18 protein-coding genes and 1 pseudogene are annotated in these 17,100 nt (G+C 59.0%); 9 read left to right on the top strand and 10 right to left on the bottom strand.

The window, feature by feature from the left end:
• Positions 1–123 precede the first annotated feature (123 nt).
• From ACOYW1_RS08235 to ACOYW1_RS08270, 8 genes are all read right to left on the bottom strand, one after another.
• Entirely contained in the window at positions 124–1,104 is a 981-nt protein-coding gene (locus ACOYW1_RS08235) for a methylenetetrahydrofolate reductase (RefSeq protein WP_482422416.1), read from the bottom strand.
• Positions 1,101–1,769, bottom strand: coding sequence for a methylenetetrahydrofolate reductase C-terminal domain-containing protein (locus tag ACOYW1_RS08240; RefSeq protein WP_482416761.1), 669 nt, complete (start codon positions 1,767–1,769; stop codon positions 1,101–1,103). The genes ACOYW1_RS08235 and ACOYW1_RS08240 overlap by 4 nt, the downstream gene beginning before the upstream one ends.
• The gene (locus ACOYW1_RS08245) at positions 1,766–2,269 is read right to left on the bottom strand and encodes a hydrogenase iron-sulfur subunit (protein ID WP_482422417.1); all 504 of its coding nucleotides are present in this window, start codon (positions 2,267–2,269) and stop codon (positions 1,766–1,768) included. The genes ACOYW1_RS08240 and ACOYW1_RS08245 overlap by 4 nt, the downstream gene beginning before the upstream one ends.
• Positions 2,270–2,289: 20 nt before the next feature.
• The gene (locus ACOYW1_RS08250) at positions 2,290–4,503 is read right to left on the bottom strand and encodes a CoB--CoM heterodisulfide reductase iron-sulfur subunit A family protein (RefSeq protein ID WP_482422418.1); all 2,214 of its coding nucleotides are present in this window, start codon (positions 4,501–4,503) and stop codon (positions 2,290–2,292) included.
• A gap of 17 nt (positions 4,504–4,520) precedes the next feature.
• On the bottom strand, positions 4,521–5,303 hold the full coding sequence (locus ACOYW1_RS08255; RefSeq protein WP_482422419.1) for a 4Fe-4S dicluster domain-containing protein: 783 nt from the start codon (positions 5,301–5,303) through the stop codon (positions 4,521–4,523).
• Positions 5,304–5,457: 154 nt separating this feature from the next.
• A complete protein-coding gene (locus ACOYW1_RS08260) occupies positions 5,458–6,348 on the bottom strand; it encodes a CoB--CoM heterodisulfide reductase iron-sulfur subunit B family protein (protein WP_482422420.1) in 891 nt (296 codons plus the stop codon).
• A 75-nt stretch (positions 6,349–6,423) separates the two neighbouring features.
• Positions 6,424–6,834: a hypothetical protein gene (locus ACOYW1_RS08265; RefSeq protein WP_482422421.1), complete on the bottom strand. Its 411-nt coding sequence runs from the start codon at positions 6,832–6,834 to the stop codon at positions 6,424–6,426.
• Positions 6,756–7,049, bottom strand: a complete 294-nt coding sequence (locus ACOYW1_RS08270) for a hypothetical protein (protein WP_482422422.1) — start codon at positions 7,047–7,049, stop codon at positions 6,756–6,758. Before ACOYW1_RS08270 ends, ACOYW1_RS08265 begins: the two co-directional genes overlap by 79 nt.
• A 403-nt stretch (positions 7,050–7,452) precedes the next feature.
• Between ACOYW1_RS08270 and ACOYW1_RS08275 the strand changes: the two genes are divergently transcribed.
• From ACOYW1_RS08275 to ACOYW1_RS08295, 5 genes and pseudogenes are all read left to right on the top strand, one after another.
• A complete protein-coding gene (locus tag ACOYW1_RS08275) occupies positions 7,453–7,656 on the top strand; it encodes a hypothetical protein (RefSeq protein ID WP_482416757.1) in 204 nt (67 codons plus the stop codon).
• Positions 7,657–7,747: 91 nt separating this feature from the next.
• Positions 7,748–7,942: a CooT family nickel-binding protein gene (locus tag ACOYW1_RS08280; RefSeq protein WP_180140876.1), complete on the top strand. Its 195-nt coding sequence runs from the start codon at positions 7,748–7,750 to the stop codon at positions 7,940–7,942.
• 13 nt (positions 7,943–7,955) lie between these two features.
• Complete coding sequence (locus ACOYW1_RS08285; RefSeq protein ID WP_482422423.1) at positions 7,956–8,555, top strand: M23 family metallopeptidase; 600 nt, start codon at positions 7,956–7,958, stop codon at positions 8,553–8,555.
• A 168-nt stretch (positions 8,556–8,723) separates the two neighbouring features.
• Positions 8,724–8,807: pseudogene (locus ACOYW1_RS08290) on the top strand (hypothetical protein); the annotation flags it as partial.
• A gap of 61 nt (positions 8,808–8,868) precedes the next feature.
• Positions 8,869–10,182: an ASKHA domain-containing protein gene (locus tag ACOYW1_RS08295; protein ID WP_482422424.1), complete on the top strand. Its 1,314-nt coding sequence runs from the start codon at positions 8,869–8,871 to the stop codon at positions 10,180–10,182.
• 335 nt (positions 10,183–10,517) lie between these two features.
• On the opposite strand, the gene ACOYW1_RS08300 is transcribed toward ACOYW1_RS08295, so the two are convergent.
• Complete coding sequence (locus tag ACOYW1_RS08300) at positions 10,518–11,225, bottom strand: enoyl-CoA hydratase/isomerase family protein (RefSeq protein ID WP_482422425.1); 708 nt, start codon at positions 11,223–11,225, stop codon at positions 10,518–10,520.
• Positions 11,226–11,289: 64 nt separating this feature from the next.
• A complete protein-coding gene (locus ACOYW1_RS08305) occupies positions 11,290–11,727 on the bottom strand; it encodes a hypothetical protein (protein ID WP_482422426.1) in 438 nt (145 codons plus the stop codon).
• Positions 11,728–12,046: 319 nt separating this feature from the next.
• On the opposite strand from ACOYW1_RS08305, the gene ACOYW1_RS08310 reads away from it, so the two are divergent.
• The 4 genes from ACOYW1_RS08310 (at position 12,047) to tssK (ending at position 17,081) form a co-directional block, all read left to right on the top strand.
• Complete coding sequence (locus tag ACOYW1_RS08310) at positions 12,047–13,528, top strand: amidase (protein ID WP_482422427.1); 1,482 nt, start codon at positions 12,047–12,049, stop codon at positions 13,526–13,528.
• 186 nt (positions 13,529–13,714) lie between these two features.
• Complete coding sequence (locus ACOYW1_RS08315) at positions 13,715–14,008, top strand: TIGR03905 family TSCPD domain-containing protein (RefSeq protein WP_482416751.1); 294 nt, start codon at positions 13,715–13,717, stop codon at positions 14,006–14,008.
• Between the two features lie 1,139 nt (positions 14,009–15,147).
• On the top strand, positions 15,148–15,693 hold the full coding sequence (gene tssJ, locus ACOYW1_RS08320) for a type VI secretion system lipoprotein TssJ (protein WP_180140884.1): 546 nt from the start codon (positions 15,148–15,150) through the stop codon (positions 15,691–15,693).
• A 2-nt stretch (positions 15,694–15,695) separates the two neighbouring features.
• The gene (gene tssK / locus ACOYW1_RS08325) at positions 15,696–17,081 is read left to right on the top strand and encodes a type VI secretion system baseplate subunit TssK (RefSeq protein WP_482422428.1); all 1,386 of its coding nucleotides are present in this window, start codon (positions 15,696–15,698) and stop codon (positions 17,079–17,081) included.
• Positions 17,082–17,100 lie beyond the last annotated feature (19 nt).

Below are 17,100 nucleotides of genomic sequence, written 5' to 3' on the forward strand. Positions count from 1 at the left end.
GGCAGGCCCTTGCGGTCATGCTCCGGGGTTGTTCGGTCTTGACGCCTGCAGGTGGCTTGGGGCTTCTGTTATGGTAACACAGAGCTGGCTTAATTTCTTGAATGTTCAATCAATATAATCGGGTCAGGGGGCGGCCGCCGATGCGGGCATCGGTGCGGGCTCCTCCAGCTCCGGCCTGGGATAGAGTCCTGCCCGTTTAACAATTTCGGGAACCTTCTCTTCCCATTCGATGGCCATGACGTGGAAGCCACAGACCCCCTCCACCTCCTTGAGGCGCTCAATTGTTTCCAGGCAGATAGCGATGCCTTCGTCGGCCTGTTTCTCTTTGGGGGTGTCGCTCATGCGTTTGACCAGCTCTTCGGGGACGTCGATGCCCGGGACGCGGCTGCGCATGTACTTGGCCATGCCCGCGGTTTTAAAGGGGGTGACCCCTGCAAGGATGTAGGTCTGCTCGTGGAGGCCCCGGTCCCGGACTCCTTGCATCCACGCTTCGAATTTATCGACGTTATAGATGCACTGGGTCTGGATGAACTCGGCCCCTGCGGCGATTTTCTTGGCCAGGCGGGGGACGCGGATCTCAAAGGGGTCGGCAAAGGGGTTGGCCGCCGCTCCGATGAACATCTCCGGCGGACGGCTGATGGCATCGCCACCGATGAAGGTGCCGTCGTCACGCATCTGCCGGACCACCTGGAGGAGCTGCATGGAGTCCAGGTCGTGGACATTCTGACCGGTCTTGCAGTCCCCGAAGCTCTGGTGGTCGCCGGTGAGGCAGAGGATGTTGTTGATGTCAAAGGAGGCGGCCCCCAGGATATCGCTTTGCAGGGCGATGCGGTTTTTGTCCCGGGTGACCATCTGGAGAACAGGCTCCAGCCCTGCCTGTTTCAGCCGGATGGAGGCGGCCAGGCTGCAGAGCCGGGTCATGGAGGTCTGATTGTCCGTGACGTTCACCACGTCGACGTAACCTTTGAGCATGGCTCCCTTGGTCTCCAGTACGTTGCCGTCTGTGCCCCTGGGGGGGCCGCACTCGGAGGTGACGGCCAGATGACCCTGGGCCAGGACGTGTTCCAGGCGGCTTGCGGTGCGCGGGGTTCGTTTGGGTCTCATTTTTTCAGGTCCTCCTGTTCCAGGGTTCTCGGACCGCCGGCCCGGTCTGTTGACCAGTCCTGGATGGGGGAGAGCTCTTCGTAGCGATCCATCTGGTTCAGCTCCCTGAGGCGGTCCACGATGAGCTGCCAGGCACACGGGGTGTCCTTGTTGATCTCGCAACGTCCGTCCACCGATCCGCCGCAGGGGCCGTTCAAGACCCGTTTGGCGCAGCGCGAGATGGGGCAGATGCCGCCGGTGCGTCCGAGCACGCAGCTTCCGCAGGCCTGGCAGCGCTCGGAAAAGATCCCTTCGGTCTCCACCCCTCCTAAAAAGGTGGTGTTCAGGGCCGGAAAGACCGGTTTGTCTTTCCAGAAGGCGGCGATGAACTGCACGCCGATGCCGCAGGCCGTGGAGAGCACGGCGTCGGTGTCGGCAATGGCTCCCAGCATGGGGGCGAAAAACTCCTCTTCACACTGCCGTTCCACGCCCCCTTCGGTGATCTCCATGGTGACGCCTTCCTTGGTTGCCTTCATGCGGAGCAGGGAGGCGATGATCCCGGCCTCTTTGCTTCCCCCCTCATGGCAGACCGCCACACAGGTGTTGCAGCCCAGCACGAGCAGGCGTTTCTGGTCCTTGACCATCTCCCAGATCTCTTCCAACGGTTTCTGCTGTCCGACGATCATCGCTTGTCTCCTTGATGGGGTTCTCCGAAGGGCGATGGCCCGAGTTCTCGTACGGTTTCCGTAAAATCACGGCAGATCTCCGCCCACCTGGGTCCCATGGCGGCGGAGAGGTTGAACATTTCCAGGCGCTCCGGCTCCAGGCCCACCTGGGCGATGAGACCCTTGAGACGGGTGACGCGTTTGGCAGCGTTTGTATTTCCTTCCAGGAAATGGCATTGGTCCTGGAGTCAACCCGCCACGAAGATGCCGTCAAACCCCCGTTCAAAGGCCTGGAGAACGTAGCCGTGGTCCAGCTTGCCCGTGCATGGAAGCCGGATGGTTTTGACGTTGGTGGGGTAGGAGAGACGCATTACTCCGGCCAGGTCGGCCGCTGCAAAGGCACAGTAGTGACAGGCAAAGGCAAGGATCTTGGGCTGCCATGCCGGTGCCGTGCCGTGCGCTTCGGTCTCCATGTTTGTTACCGAATCTGCCATGGGGCCTCCATGTGTTTGGATATCCATTGGAAACGGGTTGCTACTTATTACTGCTCGCCATTGGCCACTTTCCCCGGCGCCGCCGCCTCGATCATGGCCGCGATCTGATCGTCTTTAAAGCTGTTGACCTGGAAAGCCTTGGCCGGGCAAACCCCGGCGCAGATGCCGCAGCCCACGCACTTGACCTCGTTGTGGCTCACCTTGCCGTCGGTGTCGATGAAGGGGGCGCCGTAGGGGCAGTTGCGGACGCACGCCAGGCAGCTCATGCAGAGGTCCCGGTTGTGCTTGGCCACGGCCCCGGAGACGGCCAGCTCTTTTTTGGAGAGGAGCACCCCTGCCCTGCCTGCGGCAGAAAGGGCCTGGCTGATGGTTTCATCGATGTTTTTCGGGGCGTGGGCCAGGCCTGCCACGTAGTAGCCTTCGCTGGGAAAGTCCACGGGCCTGAGCTTGACGTGGGCTTCCAGGAGAAAGCCGTCGCTGTTGGTGGTGAGTTTGTACCTTTCGGCCATCTCCCCGGTGGAGGGGTGAGGGTTCAGCCCTGCAGCCAGCACAAGGCGCTGAACCACGAAGCGGATGGGGAACCCGGCCATCTCGTCGTTGAGGCGGACCTCGATGCCGTCGGTTAACGGGGTGAGCTCCGGCATGTTGTCCAGGCTGTAGCGCACGAAAAGGACCCCTAAGTCCCTGGCCTCGGCGTAGAGCATTTCCCGCATGCCGTAGGTGCGCATTTCGCGGTAGATGATGGTGACGTGGGCCTTGGGGTTGGCTTTTTTGATGGCCACGGCGTGTTTGACGGACTCCTGGCAGCAGATGCGGGAGCAATAGTTACGGGGCTCGCACCGGGATTCCGCACACTGAATAAAGAGAACCTGTTCCCCGTCCTTTGGCGGGGCCTGCTCCAGGGATGCCTCAAGGTCCCGCAGGATCATGACCCGGCGGTCTTCTCCGTAGAGAAAAGAGGCAGGTTCGTGCCAGGTGCCGCCGGTGGCCATGATCACGGCGCCGTGCTCCACGGTGGCTCCGTCGGTGAGGGTGGTGGTGAAGTTGCCCACGTAGCCTTCGCTGGTCTCCACTTCGGTTGCGGCATGCACGGTGATCCGTTCATGGGTTGCCACGCGTTCCAGGCTTTGCCGGATGCACTCGGCCACATCGCCCCCGTCCCAGCTTGTGGAGACACCGGCCAGGAGCCCGCCGGGCTGGGTCTCTTTTTCCACCAGGTCCACTCCGTACCCCTGGTCGGCAAGGGAGAGGGCGCAGGTGAGCCCTGCGATGCCGCCGCCAACTATAAGGGCCCGGGGGGTGACCGGCACGGTGGCCGTGGCCACGGGCATGAGGCGCAAGGCCTTTTCAATGCTCATGGAGACGAGCTCTTTGGCTTTTTGGGTGGCCTCTTCCCCTTGCCCCATGTGGCACCAGGAACACTGCTCCCGGATGTCGGCCAGTTCAAAGAGGTAGGGGTTGAGCCCTGCGGCCCGGATGGTCTCCCGGAAGAGGGGCTCGTGGGTGCGGGGGGTACAGGAGGCCACCACAACGCGGTTGAGGCCTTTGTCGGTGATGCGTTGCCGGATGATCTCCTGGCTGTCCTGGGCGCAGGCGTAGACCAGGTCCTCGGCGTGGACAACGCCTTCAATGCCCGAGGCGATCTCGGCCACGGATTTGACGTCCACGGTCTGGGCGATGTTGACCCCGCAGTGGCAGACAAAGACACCGGCGCGGGGCTCGTCCTCTGCGGTTACGGTTTCCGGGGGGAGGGTGCGCGTGGTGATCTCCGTGCCCCTGGCCTCGCTGAGAAGGGCCATGGTTGCCCCTGCCACAGCGCTGCCCTGGGCCACGGTTTCCGGGATGTCCTTGGGGCCTTGATAGCAGCCGGTGACGTACACCCCGGGCCGTGAGGAGGCCACGGGAGAAAAGGGACCTGTTTTGGGGAACAGGTGGGCGTCGGTGTCAATGCCAAAGGTTTCGGCAAAGTCCGCGGCGTCTTTTCTGGGCTGAAGGCCCACGGAGAGGACCACCATGTCGAAGGACTCGGAGATCAGGGAGCCGTCCGGGCGCTCGTAGCGCAGGGTGAGGTTGCCGTCTTCGGCCGTTTCCCGCACGTCGGAGATCATGGCCCGGATGTAGCGCACCCCGTAGTCGGTTTTGGCTCGCTCAATGTAGCGGTCGAAGTCTTTGCCGTGGGCCCGCATGTCCATGTAGAAGATGGTTGGCTCCACCGCGCTGTCGTGCTCCTTGGCGATGACCGCCTGCTTGGTGGTGTACATGCAGCAGACAGACGGAACTAGTTATGGGGATCCCGGGAGCCCACGCAGTGGAGCCAGGCGATTTTTTTCGGGTGGGTGCCGTCGGCAGGTCGGGTGATGTGGCCCTGGAAAGGTCCGGAAGCCGAGAGGATGCGCTCGAACTGCAGGGAGGTGACCACATTGGGCCACCTGCCGTAGCCCAGCTCCTGATGGATGGTGGGGTCGTGGCGGGTAAGGCCCGGGGAAAGGATCACGGCCCCTGCTCTCAGGGTGAACTCCTTGTCCGTGTCGTCAAAGCGGATGGCCCCGGCTGTGCAGACTTTTTCACAGGCCCGGCATTTGCCCTTGGTGAGGTAGATGCACTGGGAGGCGTCAATGACCCGGGTGGAGGGAACGGCCTGGGAGAAGAGGGCATGGATGGCCTTGCGGGGAGCCAGGCCCTGCTCGAATTCCGAGGGGACCTTTTTGGGGCATTTCTCTTCACAGCTTCCGCACCCCGTGCACTTGTCGGGGTCGACGTACAGGGCCTTCTGGTGAATGACGGCGGTGAAGTCTCCAGGGGTGCCGTCGATCCTCGCCACCTCGGAGAGGGGGTGGATCTCGATGTTGGGATGACGGCCCACCTCCACCATTTTTGGGGAGATCATGCACATGGAGCAGTCCCCGGTGGGGAAGGTTTTGTCCAGCATGACCATGGTGCCGCCGATGGAGGATTCCCGCTGGATCATGTGGACCTTGAAACCGCTGTCGGCCAGGTCAAGGGCCGCCTGCATGCCGCCGATGCCCCCGCCCACCACCAGTACGGAGCTTGTGTTCGTCATGGATGCCTCCCTGTCATGGGGAACCCGGTGCGTGTGAGGTCAGGTGCCGGGTCCGTGCGAAGTCTGAAGGTGTTGTTGTCGAAGTCCTTCGAGTGGTCGTGTTCCGGAGCCGCGTAGAAGGCGTGTGCCTGTGCCTGCTTCGGATGTTGAGGTGTCAGGCCGTTCGGGTCTCTTCCAGGATGCCGGTTTCTTTGATCAGGCCGGTGACGTCGATGAAGTGCTGTTTCATGTTGAGGGAGTCCATGGGGAGCCCCAGTGCCAGCCCGGCGAGTTCGGTGATGAAGTAGACGGGCAGTCTTTCGTAGATGCCGTGGGTATTGCAGAATCGCTCTTGGTAGGCGTCCAGGTTGAGCTGGCACATGGGGCAGGTGGTGACGATGCAGTTGGCCTTGCGGGCCAGGGCGTCCCGCATGATCTTTGCCATGAGGGTCATGGCCGTGTCCGGGTCGTTGATGGCGGCGGACGCCCCGCAGCAGGCGGTTTTGTAGCTCCAGTCCATGGTCTCCCCGCCGAAGAATTCCACCAGGGTTTCCATCCCCCTGGGATTTTCCACATCATCGGAGATGGGCACGTCGTAGGCAAAACGTGTCATGCAGCCGTAGTAGCAGGCCGCCTTGATGCCGTTTAAGGGGTGGACCACCTGTTCTTTGACCCCGGGCTTTGCCGTGGCCTTGAGCAGGACATCCAGAATGGTGAGCAGCTTGAGGGCGCCGTCTACCTTGCTGGTGAGCTCCCGGTTGATCTCCGAGAGCAGGGCGGGGTTCTCCTTTAAACGGACCTGGCTCATGAGCAGGCTGGAGTAACAGCCCGAGCAGGGGACCACCATCTCATCGAAGCCGGAGGCCTCGGCAATGCCCAGGTTTCGGGCGGGAAGGGCCACGGCGAGGAAATCATCGAACTTGCCGGCGGAGGTTGCCCCGCAGCAGCTCCAGTCGGAGATCTCGGTGAGCTCGATGCCCAGGGTGGAGAAGACAAGGCGCGTCTGGTGGTCGTAGAACTGCGACGACTGGTGCAGGGAACATCCGGGGTAGTAAGCCAGCTCCATGGGGTCCTCCGGTTGAAGGTTGTTGGATATCCGTGCCGGGTGGGTATCCCGGGCCGCCCGAAATGGCTTCTGCCATTACCGGGGCTGCGGGGTGCTTCTGCTCTTTTTTTTCTTTTCCATGGCTTGTTTATAAAAGGAACGGACTTCGTTGCGGCCTTTTGCCGTCTGGAGCTTGAGGTGGAGACGGCGCTGCTTCAGCATGGCACCCATGAGGAGGGTCTGCTGGCGAATCTCTTTCCACACGGCACCGAACTTGAAGCTGACGAGGTTCTTGGCCATGTGTTTCATTTCGTAGGATCCCATGAACTGGACTTCATTGACCCGTCCCCACCGTGTGCATCCGGTGACGAAGGAGTCGTGGAAGTAGGCGATGGTGGGGCTCATGGGGACCAGGTTGTCTTCGCGGCTCATTTTCTTGAGGGTTTCGGTGACCCGTCCACCCTGGATGTCGTTGGGGCAGCGGGTGCCGCAGGTGTAGCAACGCATTGCCAGACCAGGGCATTTTCAAGGGCGGCTTTGCGATTGCCCGTGATCACCATGCGGATAAGTCGGTCCGGGGTGAAGCCGATCTCTTCACCCACAGTGCACCCGGATGCGCAGCGTCGGCACTGATAGCAGGCAAAAATATTCTGGTTGGAGCGTTCCATCACCTCAACGGCGAATTGCCGTGCCTTTTCCGGGTCGTAGGTCCATTCATCCATGAATGCCTCCTTGGATGGGCGGCCAGCGTGGGTTGGTATTCCTGAAATCAGGCGAAAGAACCACCTGGGTCATGGGCCGTGTGCGTTGGTATGGTGTGGGTGTGTTGCATTACCCGGGGCGTCGAGCGGCCGTTTGAAGAAGAGGTGCGTCAAACTCTGCTCAGGAGGTGTTCGAGGTGAGATGCATTGGAAGAATGTGAATCATGTTCTTTGCTACAAACAGTAATGTAATAACATGAGGAAGTCAAATATTTTTTGAATGATTATTCCTTGAAAGGTAAAACTATATTGATGAGTTCATTCCGGTTCGATGCTATCGTCCGGTGTGGACGGGGGCATCGACAACTTGGGATTTCGGGCTCATTTTCTTGAAATCACACAGTCCTTGGGGTAGAGTGACGTCATGAGTGCAACCGCGGATCACGACGAGAGACGGTGTGCCCGCCACCCTGAGCGGGAAGGGCGCTATTACTGCAGCAAGTACGGTCGCTATCTTTGCGATGAGTGTGCTACCTGTGCGGACCCGAAGCTTTATTGCAAGTTCCGGACCCAGTGCATCATCTGGGAGCTGGAGCGTTACGGAGGGTCGGGGAGCGTTGCGCGGTAAATCCCGGAGGCTTTAAAAAAAACGGCCTTTGTTGCGTTTCAGCCCGTCTTTTCGGCCCTGCCCATTGAACATACCTGAAAGGAGCAATACCATGTGCGAATCCAATGTGTACCTGAAGCACGGTGATCAGGAAGAGCTGGTCATGGAGAACGTGGCCGCCATCACGCCGGCCGATAACGGGGTGTACGTGCTCCGCGGCCTCCTGGGTGAGGTCAAAGAGGTCAAGGGGGTCCTTGCGGATATCAACCTCATGGCCCATCGCATCGTCTTTACGCATGCTTCCTGAGCAGGTTGCGTGCATGCCCCCGTGCCGTTACCTCAAGGGCCTTGCCGGAGCCAACGGCCTGGGGCAGGTTCGGTTTGCCGCCCATGAGGCGATGCTCTTCGGGACGCGGAAGAGCTGGTGGGGCAGCGGTAAAGCGCGGCCCTTTCCCCATGAAGGGGTGGACCTGTGCCGTTACTATTCCGAAGGTGGAGAGCCCCGGACCCTGGGCCCGGGGGCTTGTGTCCCGGCAGCCTTTGACGGAGAAGTCTGGGAGGTCTCCGACGACGATTTTATCGGGACCTCCCTTTTTGTACGCCACGAGGGGCCCAAAGGCCCTTTTTTTACCGCTTATGCCCATGTGACCCCGAGAAAGGGCCTGGCCCGGGGCGATATGCTTGGGCGGGGAGAGCCCCTCGCCGCGCTGGCAGATCCTTTACGGCGGCATCTTCGTATTGCCTGCCATCTCCATTTTTCACTGATGACTTTTTCGGACGGGCTTTCCCGTAAGGCCCTGCGCTGGGCCACCATGGGAGCAGAAGGGGCGGTGTGTTTCCACGATCCGGCGCCTTTGCTGGGGGCGGATCTCCTCCTGTGCCGGGAGGCGGGGGACGCCTCCTTTTGGGCGTCGGGATAAGTCTTTTTGCTTTATGACGACGTTGATTCACCACACCGATGAGAGACGTCCCATGGGGACGAAAACCATTTAACCGGGGTTGACCAGATGACACGACACGACCATGGGTTGGGGTGGGTGAGGCCGGTTCGACTTTCCATGCCTTCCCTTTCAGATAACAGCGCGGATATGGACCGGTTGCTTCGAGCGCTCTCCGTCACGGGCAATCGCCCGGCGGTGGACTTTTCTCTTTTTCAACGGGTGAGTCGCCTGTTGAGGAAATGGGACTTTTCCGCGAGGTGCGTTCTGTTTCAGGGGGGCGGGCGACTTCTGGTTGCCTGGACGTCTGAGCCCCCGGGGAGAGACCCGGGCCCTGGGTGTGGCCGTGGACCTGGGAACCACCCGCATCGTCATGCGCCTTGTGGATCTGGAGAGCCGGGAAACGCTCTCCGAGACGGTGATGGACAATCCCCAGGTCAGCCTGGGCAGCGATATCCTGACCCGGATTCACCATGCGGCCACGGACGAAGGGGCCGAAGAGTTGAAAACCCTGGTATGCAGGGGCGTGGACGACGGTTTGGAGACCCTCTGTCTCCAGGCTGGGGTCTCGGTGCAGGAGGTTTACATCGTGGCGGTTTCGGGGAACACCGCCATGACTCATCTGTTTATGGGGCTCCCTGCAGAGCATATCATCCGCGAACCCTACATTCCGGTGACCAACACCCCGGGGACCCACAGGGCGTCTCTGTTCCTGAAGCATACCAACCCGGAGGGGCGCGTCTTTTTCTTCCCCAACATCGGCAGCTATTTTGGGGGCGATTTGATCTCCGGGATCCTTTTTTCCGGTATTCACCGGCAAAAGGAGACCTCGCTCCTTGTGGATGTGGGGACCAACGCCGAAGTGGTTCTGGGCAACCGGGACTGGCTGGTGGGGTGTGCCGGGGCTGCCGGTCCTGCCCTTGAGGGGGGGGTCTCTTCCATGGGTATGACCGCCGGGGACGGGGTCATCGATCGGGTGCGCAGGAAGGGCGACGATTTTACCGTGGGCACCATCGGCGACCTGCCGCCGTTGGGGGTGTGCGGGTCGGGGTTTATCGATCTGGCGGCCGTCCTTTTTTTAACGGGCATGATCGATGCCAAGGGAAAGCTCGTGGAGTCCGCCTGCAAGGATCGGTACACCATGGAACACGGCCTGCCCGCCCTCATTGTTGTGGCGGAGGATATGTCGGGAACCGGCAGCGCCATCACCGTTTCCCAGGCCAGCCTGGACAGCCTGATCCGCTCCAAGGCGGCCATGTACACCATCCTGGAGACCATTGTCATGAAGGTGGGGGTGGGGTTCGGAGATCTGGAAAAAATCTATGTGGCCGGGACCTTCGGGGCCTACATCGATCCCGAATCCGCCATCTCCATCGGCATGATCCCGGACCTTGATCGCAACCGGTATGAAAAGATCGGGAACAGCTCCCTGGAGGGGGCGACCCTGATGCTCTACGGGGATCGCTACATGGACGAGGCCGATGCCATAAGGGACCGGATCACCTACGTGGAACTCAACGTCGACCAGGATTTCATGATTCGTTTCAGCGGGGCCAAGTTCATCCCCCACACCGACCCCGATCTTTTTCCCACGGTGACGAAGACATAAGGGGGGGCGTCCAAAGCATGCCTCTGGCGGCCAGCTGGGAGCAACGTGACGCTATGGAAAAGACCTCGAATGTTGGTTACCGCCGGGCCTTAACCCTTGTGGTTAAAGCCCGGCGGTATTTTTTTGTTCGAGCCCTGAAAGCACTGTGCATATCGTGCCTGTAAGGGTATGCTCCCTTAGCCCTTAGCCCTTAGCCCTTAGCCCTTAGCCCTTAGCCCTTAGCCCTTAGCCCTTAGCCCCTTCAATACCTCAACCCAAACCGGTCCAACGCCCCGGAAAGTTCTTGCTTGAAAGCGTCGGAGCGGACAATGCGGCGCAGTTCGATGCTCTCCACCTCAAGGACCCTGTTGCAGGTCTTCCTGGGAGAGATTCAGGAGCTTTTTCACACCAAAGAGAGTTTCGGCCGGGACCTCGGCAATGGACCGTGCCATGTTCACCGTTTCCTGTTCCAGGCGATCGGGGGGAACAATGCGATCCACGATTTTGATGCCCAGGGCCTCCTTGGCGGTGATGTCGTCTTTTCTCAAGAGAAACTTCGAGGCTGCGGCGGATCCGATCATGCGGGGGAGGAAATAGGCGAGGCCCCCTTTGGGGACCAGTCCGATGTTGTGGTAGGGGTTCTGGTAGACACTTCCCGTGGCGAGGATGCGGTAGTCGCATGCCAGGGCCATGCTGAGAAAGATGGTGTCGATCTGGCCGCGATCGGCGTGGATGACGTATTTGTTGACGGTGGCAAGCTTGAGGATAAATTGATTCAGGGCGCAGTAGAGGCGCTCCAGCTTGTCGTAACTCATGCTGCCGCAGGCTACCTTCCGGTAGAAATCGATGTATTCATCTCTTCCTTTTTTCCCCTTGGCACCCATGAGGATAATCACTTTTACCGACGCGTCGGATGTAAAGCGTTTGAAGTAGTCGAACATCAGCTCTTTGATGTCAATCTCGCTGATGGTGTTCACCAGGTCGTTCTTCAGTTGCAACAGCACAATGGCGCCTGATCGGTAACATGAAAAAATCGGTGTGTCGCCGCTGCGGTTTTCAAACATGGCTGCCTCCGATGGTTGACCAGGGGTTGTAAGGACTGGAATCATTTTTTGCACCTCATCATCGTCAATCATTGCAGAAGGTGTCTACATACTCTCGGGCCTCGCGTATGGCCTCTTCTGCGGCCTCTCCCCTCATGCTTTCCATCTTTCCCGTTTCCGGGTTGTAGGTCATGACGCCCTGTTTCAGGTAATCGTCGATCATTTTTTTGTACCGCGCGCATGTGGGGTTGTCGTCGGTTGTGGCCGAAATCGGTACTGAGGCGCTAGGGTCGTCGGCGTTTTTCTTGAAGGCGTTGATCTTCTCCAGCAGGGTGACGGGGTCGGTCTGCAGGGCGCTTTGGGAGACGCACACACCTTCAAGGAGAACATAGGCGGCGTCACAGGTGCCTTCCACCGGCATTTTCATGGCGGCCTCGTCCGATGCCATGGACGGGGAGGGCAAGAACACCAAAGCCGCCAGGAGGAAGCATGCGAGTCCGGGTAGATTGAGTCGTGATGTCATGGGGGGGTCTCATCTGTTTTGTCCCCGGGTGAAAAAACGGGGATGCGGTTGGGGTATGACTGATGGTGATCTGTTTGTTTCATACAATCAGCATGTTGCCGAGGCTCGGAGGAACGCTGATGTATCGATCTGAATATGGCCGGTACCCATCCTATGGACGAGTATTACTTGATAAGATCATAGTTTATGTAGTAAATCAAGTTTATTCGATGGCTTGACTTACAATTCGGCCACCACGGTCCGATTTCCGACAGCAGAACCGTTTTTTCCTGTTGGTTCGGGCGCAAGACCATCATAACCCCGAGACTGGAGTTGCCCCATGTTGAACGAATACACCCGATACGATGGCCTGGGCCTTGCGGAGCTTGTACGGAAAGGTGACGTCCACCCCCGCGAACTTCTGGAAAGTGCCATTTCAAGGGCGGAGCGGATAAACCCGGAGCTGAACGCCATCGTTCACACCTTTTGTGAGCGGGCCAGGGCCCAGGCAGCGGGGACCCTGCCCGACGGCCCCTTTACGGGCGTGCCTTTTCTTTTCAAGGATCTCATGGACAATTATGAAGGAGAGCCCTTGTGCAAGGGAAGCCGGGGAATCCGTGCCGTCCCCGGGGAGAACAGTGAGCTGGTCAATCGGTTCATGGCCGCCGGGGTGGTGCCCTTCGGAAAGACCAACACCCCGGAGTTCGGCCTCACCATCACCACGGAGCCCAAGTCCTCAGGGCCTGCTCACAATCCATGGAAACGGGGCATCAGTACCGGGGGGTCGTCCGGCGGGTCGGCAGCTGCGGTGGCCGCAGGGATTGTGCCCATGGCGTCGGCCAACGATGGCGGTGGGTCCATCCGGTTTCCCTCGGCTTGTTGCGGTGTCTTCGGCCTGAAGCCCTCCCGGGGCCTGAATCCCCTGGGGCCGGAATCGGGCGAGGCCTGGGATGGTGCCGTGGCAGGGCATGTCATCACCCGAAGCGTTCGGGACAGTGCTGCCATGCTTGATGCCACGGCCGGACCGGAGGTGGGAGCCCCCTACCGGGTTGCCCGTGGGCATGAAACCTACCTTGACGCCTGCCAGGTCGATCCGGGGCCGCTGAACATTGCCTTTTCCAGCCGCCCCCTGACCGACGCCACCCTGCACCCGGAGGCGCTGCGGGGTCTGGAATCCACCGTCAAGCATCTGGAAGGCCTCGGCCACCGGGTGGAAGAGGCCGATCCCCCCATCAACACCGACGCGTTGTGGCGTGACTTTTTTATGGTGGTCTGTGCCCATGTGGCAGCGGAGGTGGCCTTTACCGGAAAAGAGTATGGGAAAAAGGCTGTCGCAGCCCTGGAGCCTTCCACCCTCAACATGGCCATGATCGGTCGGTCTTTTTCCGCCTGCGATCTGGTGATGGCAAAAAAAGGGTGGCACGAGGTGCAACTTGCCATGGGGCGGTTCCTCACACGGCACGACCTGTTTCTCACTCCCACCCTCATCGGTCCTCCCGACCCCCTCGGGGTGCTGCCGCCCACAAAATTTGAGGACCTTCTGTTGAAAATGGGCAGTCCCGTCAAAACGGGGCGTCTGCTCATGAAGCTGGGGCTTGTGAAGCATTTTGCCGGACCCACGTTGAGTCGTATGGCTTTTACGGTTCTTGGAAATATTTCCGGTCTTCCCAGCGTTTCCGTTCCCCTGCACTGGACCGAGAGAGGGCTGCCCCTGGGCATGCTCTTTACCGGGCGGATGTGCGATGAGGTGACCTTGTTCAAGCTGGCCGGGCAGCTTGAGCGGGCTTTTCCCTGGGCAGACCGATACCACGCTCTGGACTGACGGGGTCTGCGTCGGTGACGTGTGCTGTGATGCAAAAAAACGCCTGCCCGTGCGTAACGGGCTTTTCATGGGACGCGGAGCGGTGTATGGTCATTTTCGTTTTTCATTGTTTGTGGCTTTATAAGGAACGCTAAGCCCCATGGGCTTGATCTGCGTTCCGGAAAAAAAATCGGAGATGGATGTATCATGTACACGTACGTGCCCTCGGGCGTCTGCGCCAAAAAAATAGATTTTGATATCAAGAACAACGCCATTGAAAATCTCGTGTTTACCGGAGGGTGCCCTGGAAATCTCCTGGGGATCGGGCGCCTTGTGGAAGGCATGTCCGTGGATGAGGTGATTGCCCGTCTGAAGGGGATTACCTGCGGGAAAAAGGCCACCTCGTGCCCGGATCAGCTTGCCCTGGCCCTTGAAGAGTGGAAAGCGGGAAGGCTTGAGGCGGACAGTCTGTCGGCCTTCCTGAAGATCGTGGCGAGCTGACGGTCGCCTTCATAAGGTTTTTGGATACGAAACAACAGGTGTTTTACGAACAGGCCATGATCTGGTGAGATCATGGCCTGTTTTCGTTTATGGCGATATGGATTTGATATTATCGAACTGCTTTCGATCGCTGCGATCTATGTTCTAGAGTTTTTTTTCGCATGAGCCATTAATAAAGGCGATGTGTCCTGCGTTTTGAGTGTTTTTTATCTATGGGTCGAGTTGCAGTGGCAATATGCCAAATACTTTCCATGCGGCTGCTGTTTGACGGGCGTGTGGGCGTTTGCGATCCTCCTGTGATTGACTGCGTATGTATGTAATGCCCTGGAATGTCGGAGATTGATGTGTCTGGTTTTGAGACTGTGAATGACGTGATGTATGATTGGGTTTTATTTTATTCTACTTTGAGAGTAATTATTTGTTGAATAATGATGTAAAGTGTCATATGAAAATTATTCACACACGATGAAGAGTTAATCTCTGTGCGATATGATTTTAAAATATAGTAAAATTAAAACAGTTTTTACTTAAAAATATAACTGAAGTAACGGCTAAGGTGAAGTGTATGCTTGAAATAGACATGCACCGACATGATGGGGCAGAAGCACCCACTATTGGCGACAGATGAGTGTCGCCATCACCAAAGAGGCGGCGGTCGGCACCGTTCGTAAGATCTCAAAAGCTTGGCGCTTGTTTTGTGCGGTCCGGCAAAGGGAACACCGAGGACGCCTCCCCATTGCCCTTGAGCTGACTGATGCCTTTGATGCCGCTTTCTTCCTTCACACTTCCGGTGATGCACTTCCGGCTGACAGGCGGAGCCCACGGTGATGGGCTTCGACGGGGAGCCATGGTGCCTCCGGATGACCCATGACCATTCGTACCCTCCAGTCATGCATTTCAAGGCCACGCAGCGAATTACCCCGGTCTTTATTAAGGGGCCTGGCCTGAAAAGATAAACAGACAATCGATTGTTTCGGCCGACCCGACCGGTTCCCGGGCCTTGCCTCCGTGGTGTCCCCGGCAGCCTCGCCACACGAGAGACGAGCCTGCGATGAACCGCGACAGGCCGAGTTGCGATACCCTGGGATATCCCTGCCTTTTTTTGATGTGTGAACCCTATCTGGTTAAGGAGTTAGGAAGTGAAAAAGACTTTTTTTGTCGTGCTGTCCCTTTTGGCCTGGTCCGTATGCGGGTGCGGATTTTCTCCCGTATCACCACCGGAGTGGAAACTTGAACAAGAAGGCATCGTCCTTCACTTCGAAGCAGACAACCAGCTCAACCAACGGCATGGGAAAGCCTACACCCTGTACGTTGTCCTCTACCAGCTCAACGACCCCAACTCCTTCAACCAGCTCTGCCAGGATGAAGACGGGCTCGCCAAGTTGTTGGAGTGCAAGGTGTACGACGAGAGCGTGACCTCCGTAAAGAGTATCTATATCTACCCGGGGAGTGACGTGACCCATCGGATGGAGCGCGCGGAAGGAACGCGATACCTGGGGATTGTGGCGGGATACGGCATGTTGACCCAGGAGCGCATGGTTCGGTTGCTTGAGATCCCCGTGTTTATTGAGCGAGAGAGTGCGCTCAGCTTTAACAAGAAACTGGTTCCAGGGAAGTTGCAGGCGGATTTCGTGCTGGGCCCCGATCAGATTGTCGACGTCGGCGCAGAGGCAGAGGAAGAATAGGCATGGAAAAACCACTTTTCTGGCACCAGGGGCTTTTTCTCCAGCCGCAGCACCTGCAATTGAATCACAGCTATCACGAATCCGCGTTGACGCCCTACAACCGGCATATCCAACCCCATCTCACAGGGGTGGGCAATGTTTCCATCCGAAGTTCCGCCGTGGCGGGCTCGTCCATCCACATCGACGCCGGAGCATTCTGGTTCCGGGATGGTACCTACGCCGTCATCGGGGAAAACGCCCTCATGGAGCCCAGGCGGTTCCAGGAGTCCTGGGTGGACGGCGGCAAGCCCCTGACGGTGTATGTGGGCGTCCGCAAGATGAACCGGTACCAGGGCAACGTCACCACCCTGGGGCCCGGCGTGCTTCCCGCGGAGGTCACCACCCGCTACCTGGCCCGGGAGGAACCCGAAAATGTGAGGGACCTGCACCAGGACGGCCCGCCTGCCCAGCTGAAAACCCTGACCCTGCTGCTCAAGGTTTTTTTCCACTCCGAGCTGGACCAGCTGGGGGGCTACGAGTTGATTCCCATCGCCATGCTGGAGAGAAACGGCGACGACATCGTGCTGTCCACCCGGTTTATTCCCCCTGTTTACGCCTTGAGCGGGTCCAGGGTGCTCTGGGGCCTGGTCCAGGATGTCTACGACCAGCTGTCTTACAAAGGGCACGAGCTGGAGAGTTACAAGAAGAAGCGGGGCGTCCACAACGCGGAGTTCGGCTCCCGGGACATGGTGTTCCTCCTGGCCCTGAGAACCCTCAATCGCTATATCCCCAAAATTGCACACCTCATCGAACACAAAGAGGCCCACCCGTGGGACCTGTACGTGGTGCTGAGACAGGCCATCGGAGAGCTCTCCTCTTTTTCTGAGCGCATCAATGTCCTGGGACAGAGTGAAGAGGGGGGGGCGGGGCTTCCGGCTTACGACCACGACAACCTGTGGCACTGCTACTCCCAGGCCGGGATGATCCTTTCCGCCCTGCTGGATGAGATCACCTCCGGTCCCGAGTACATTATCGAGTTCCAGCGGGAAGACCCTTACCTCAATGCCGTGCTGCTGCCTCCCCACCTGGAGGCCAACAGCCAGTACTACCTCGTGGTGACGGGGCCCGAGGAGCAGGACCATATCCTCGAAGCGGTCAAGATCGGGGTCAAGCTGGGGTCCAAGGCATCGGTACCCGCGTTTGTGGAGCGCTCCCTGCCGGGCATTGGCCTGGAGCATCTCGCTTCTCCCCCACAGGAACTCCCGCGACGCGGCAACTCGTCCTACTTTCGCATCGACAGCCAGGACGATCGCTGGCATCGCGTGGAACGTGAAAAGCACATCTCCCTTTACTGGGAAGGGCTTGCTTCGGATATGAAGGTGGAGATCATGATTGTCAGGAGGAAATAGCATGCATCTGAGCGACTGT

The sequence above is a fragment of the Desulfoluna sp. CYM3A genome, from assembly GCF_056829965.1.

Coding starts and splice junctions, on each gene's coding strand:
- ACOYW1_RS08235 (WP_482422416.1), bottom strand. CDS start 1,104: ATGAGACCCAAACGAACCCCGCGCACCGCAAGCCGCCTGGAACACGTC.
- ACOYW1_RS08240 (WP_482416761.1), bottom strand. CDS start 1,769: ATGATCGTCGGACAGCAGAAACCGTTGGAAGAGATCTGGGAGATGGTC.
- ACOYW1_RS08250 (WP_482422418.1), bottom strand. CDS start 4,503: ATGTACACCACCAAGCAGGCGGTCATCGCCAAGGAGCACGACAGCGCG.
- ACOYW1_RS08255 (WP_482422419.1), bottom strand. CDS start 5,303: ATGACGAACACAAGCTCCGTACTGGTGGTGGGCGGGGGCATCGGCGGC.
- ACOYW1_RS08260 (WP_482422420.1), bottom strand. CDS start 6,348: ATGGAGCTGGCTTACTACCCCGGATGTTCCCTGCACCAGTCGTCGCAG.
- ACOYW1_RS08265 (WP_482422421.1), bottom strand. CDS start 6,834: ATGCGTTGCTACACCTGCGGCACCCGCTGCCCCAACGACATCCAGGGT.
- ACOYW1_RS08270 (WP_482422422.1), bottom strand. CDS start 7,049: ATGGATGAATGGACCTACGACCCGGAAAAGGCACGGCAATTCGCCGTT.
- ACOYW1_RS08275 (WP_482416757.1), top strand. CDS start 7,453: ATGAGTGCAACCGCGGATCACGACGAGAGACGGTGTGCCCGCCACCCT.
- ACOYW1_RS08280 (WP_180140876.1), top strand. CDS start 7,748: ATGTGCGAATCCAATGTGTACCTGAAGCACGGTGATCAGGAAGAGCTG.
- ACOYW1_RS08285 (WP_482422423.1), top strand. CDS start 7,956: ATGCCCCCGTGCCGTTACCTCAAGGGCCTTGCCGGAGCCAACGGCCTG.
- ACOYW1_RS08300 (WP_482422425.1), bottom strand. CDS start 11,225: ATGTTTGAAAACCGCAGCGGCGACACACCGATTTTTTCATGTTACCGA.
- ACOYW1_RS08305 (WP_482422426.1), bottom strand. CDS start 11,727: ATGACATCACGACTCAATCTACCCGGACTCGCATGCTTCCTCCTGGCG.
- ACOYW1_RS08310 (WP_482422427.1), top strand. CDS start 12,047: ATGTTGAACGAATACACCCGATACGATGGCCTGGGCCTTGCGGAGCTT.
- ACOYW1_RS08315 (WP_482416751.1), top strand. CDS start 13,715: ATGTACACGTACGTGCCCTCGGGCGTCTGCGCCAAAAAAATAGATTTT.
- tssK (WP_482422428.1), top strand. CDS start 15,696: ATGGAAAAACCACTTTTCTGGCACCAGGGGCTTTTTCTCCAGCCGCAG.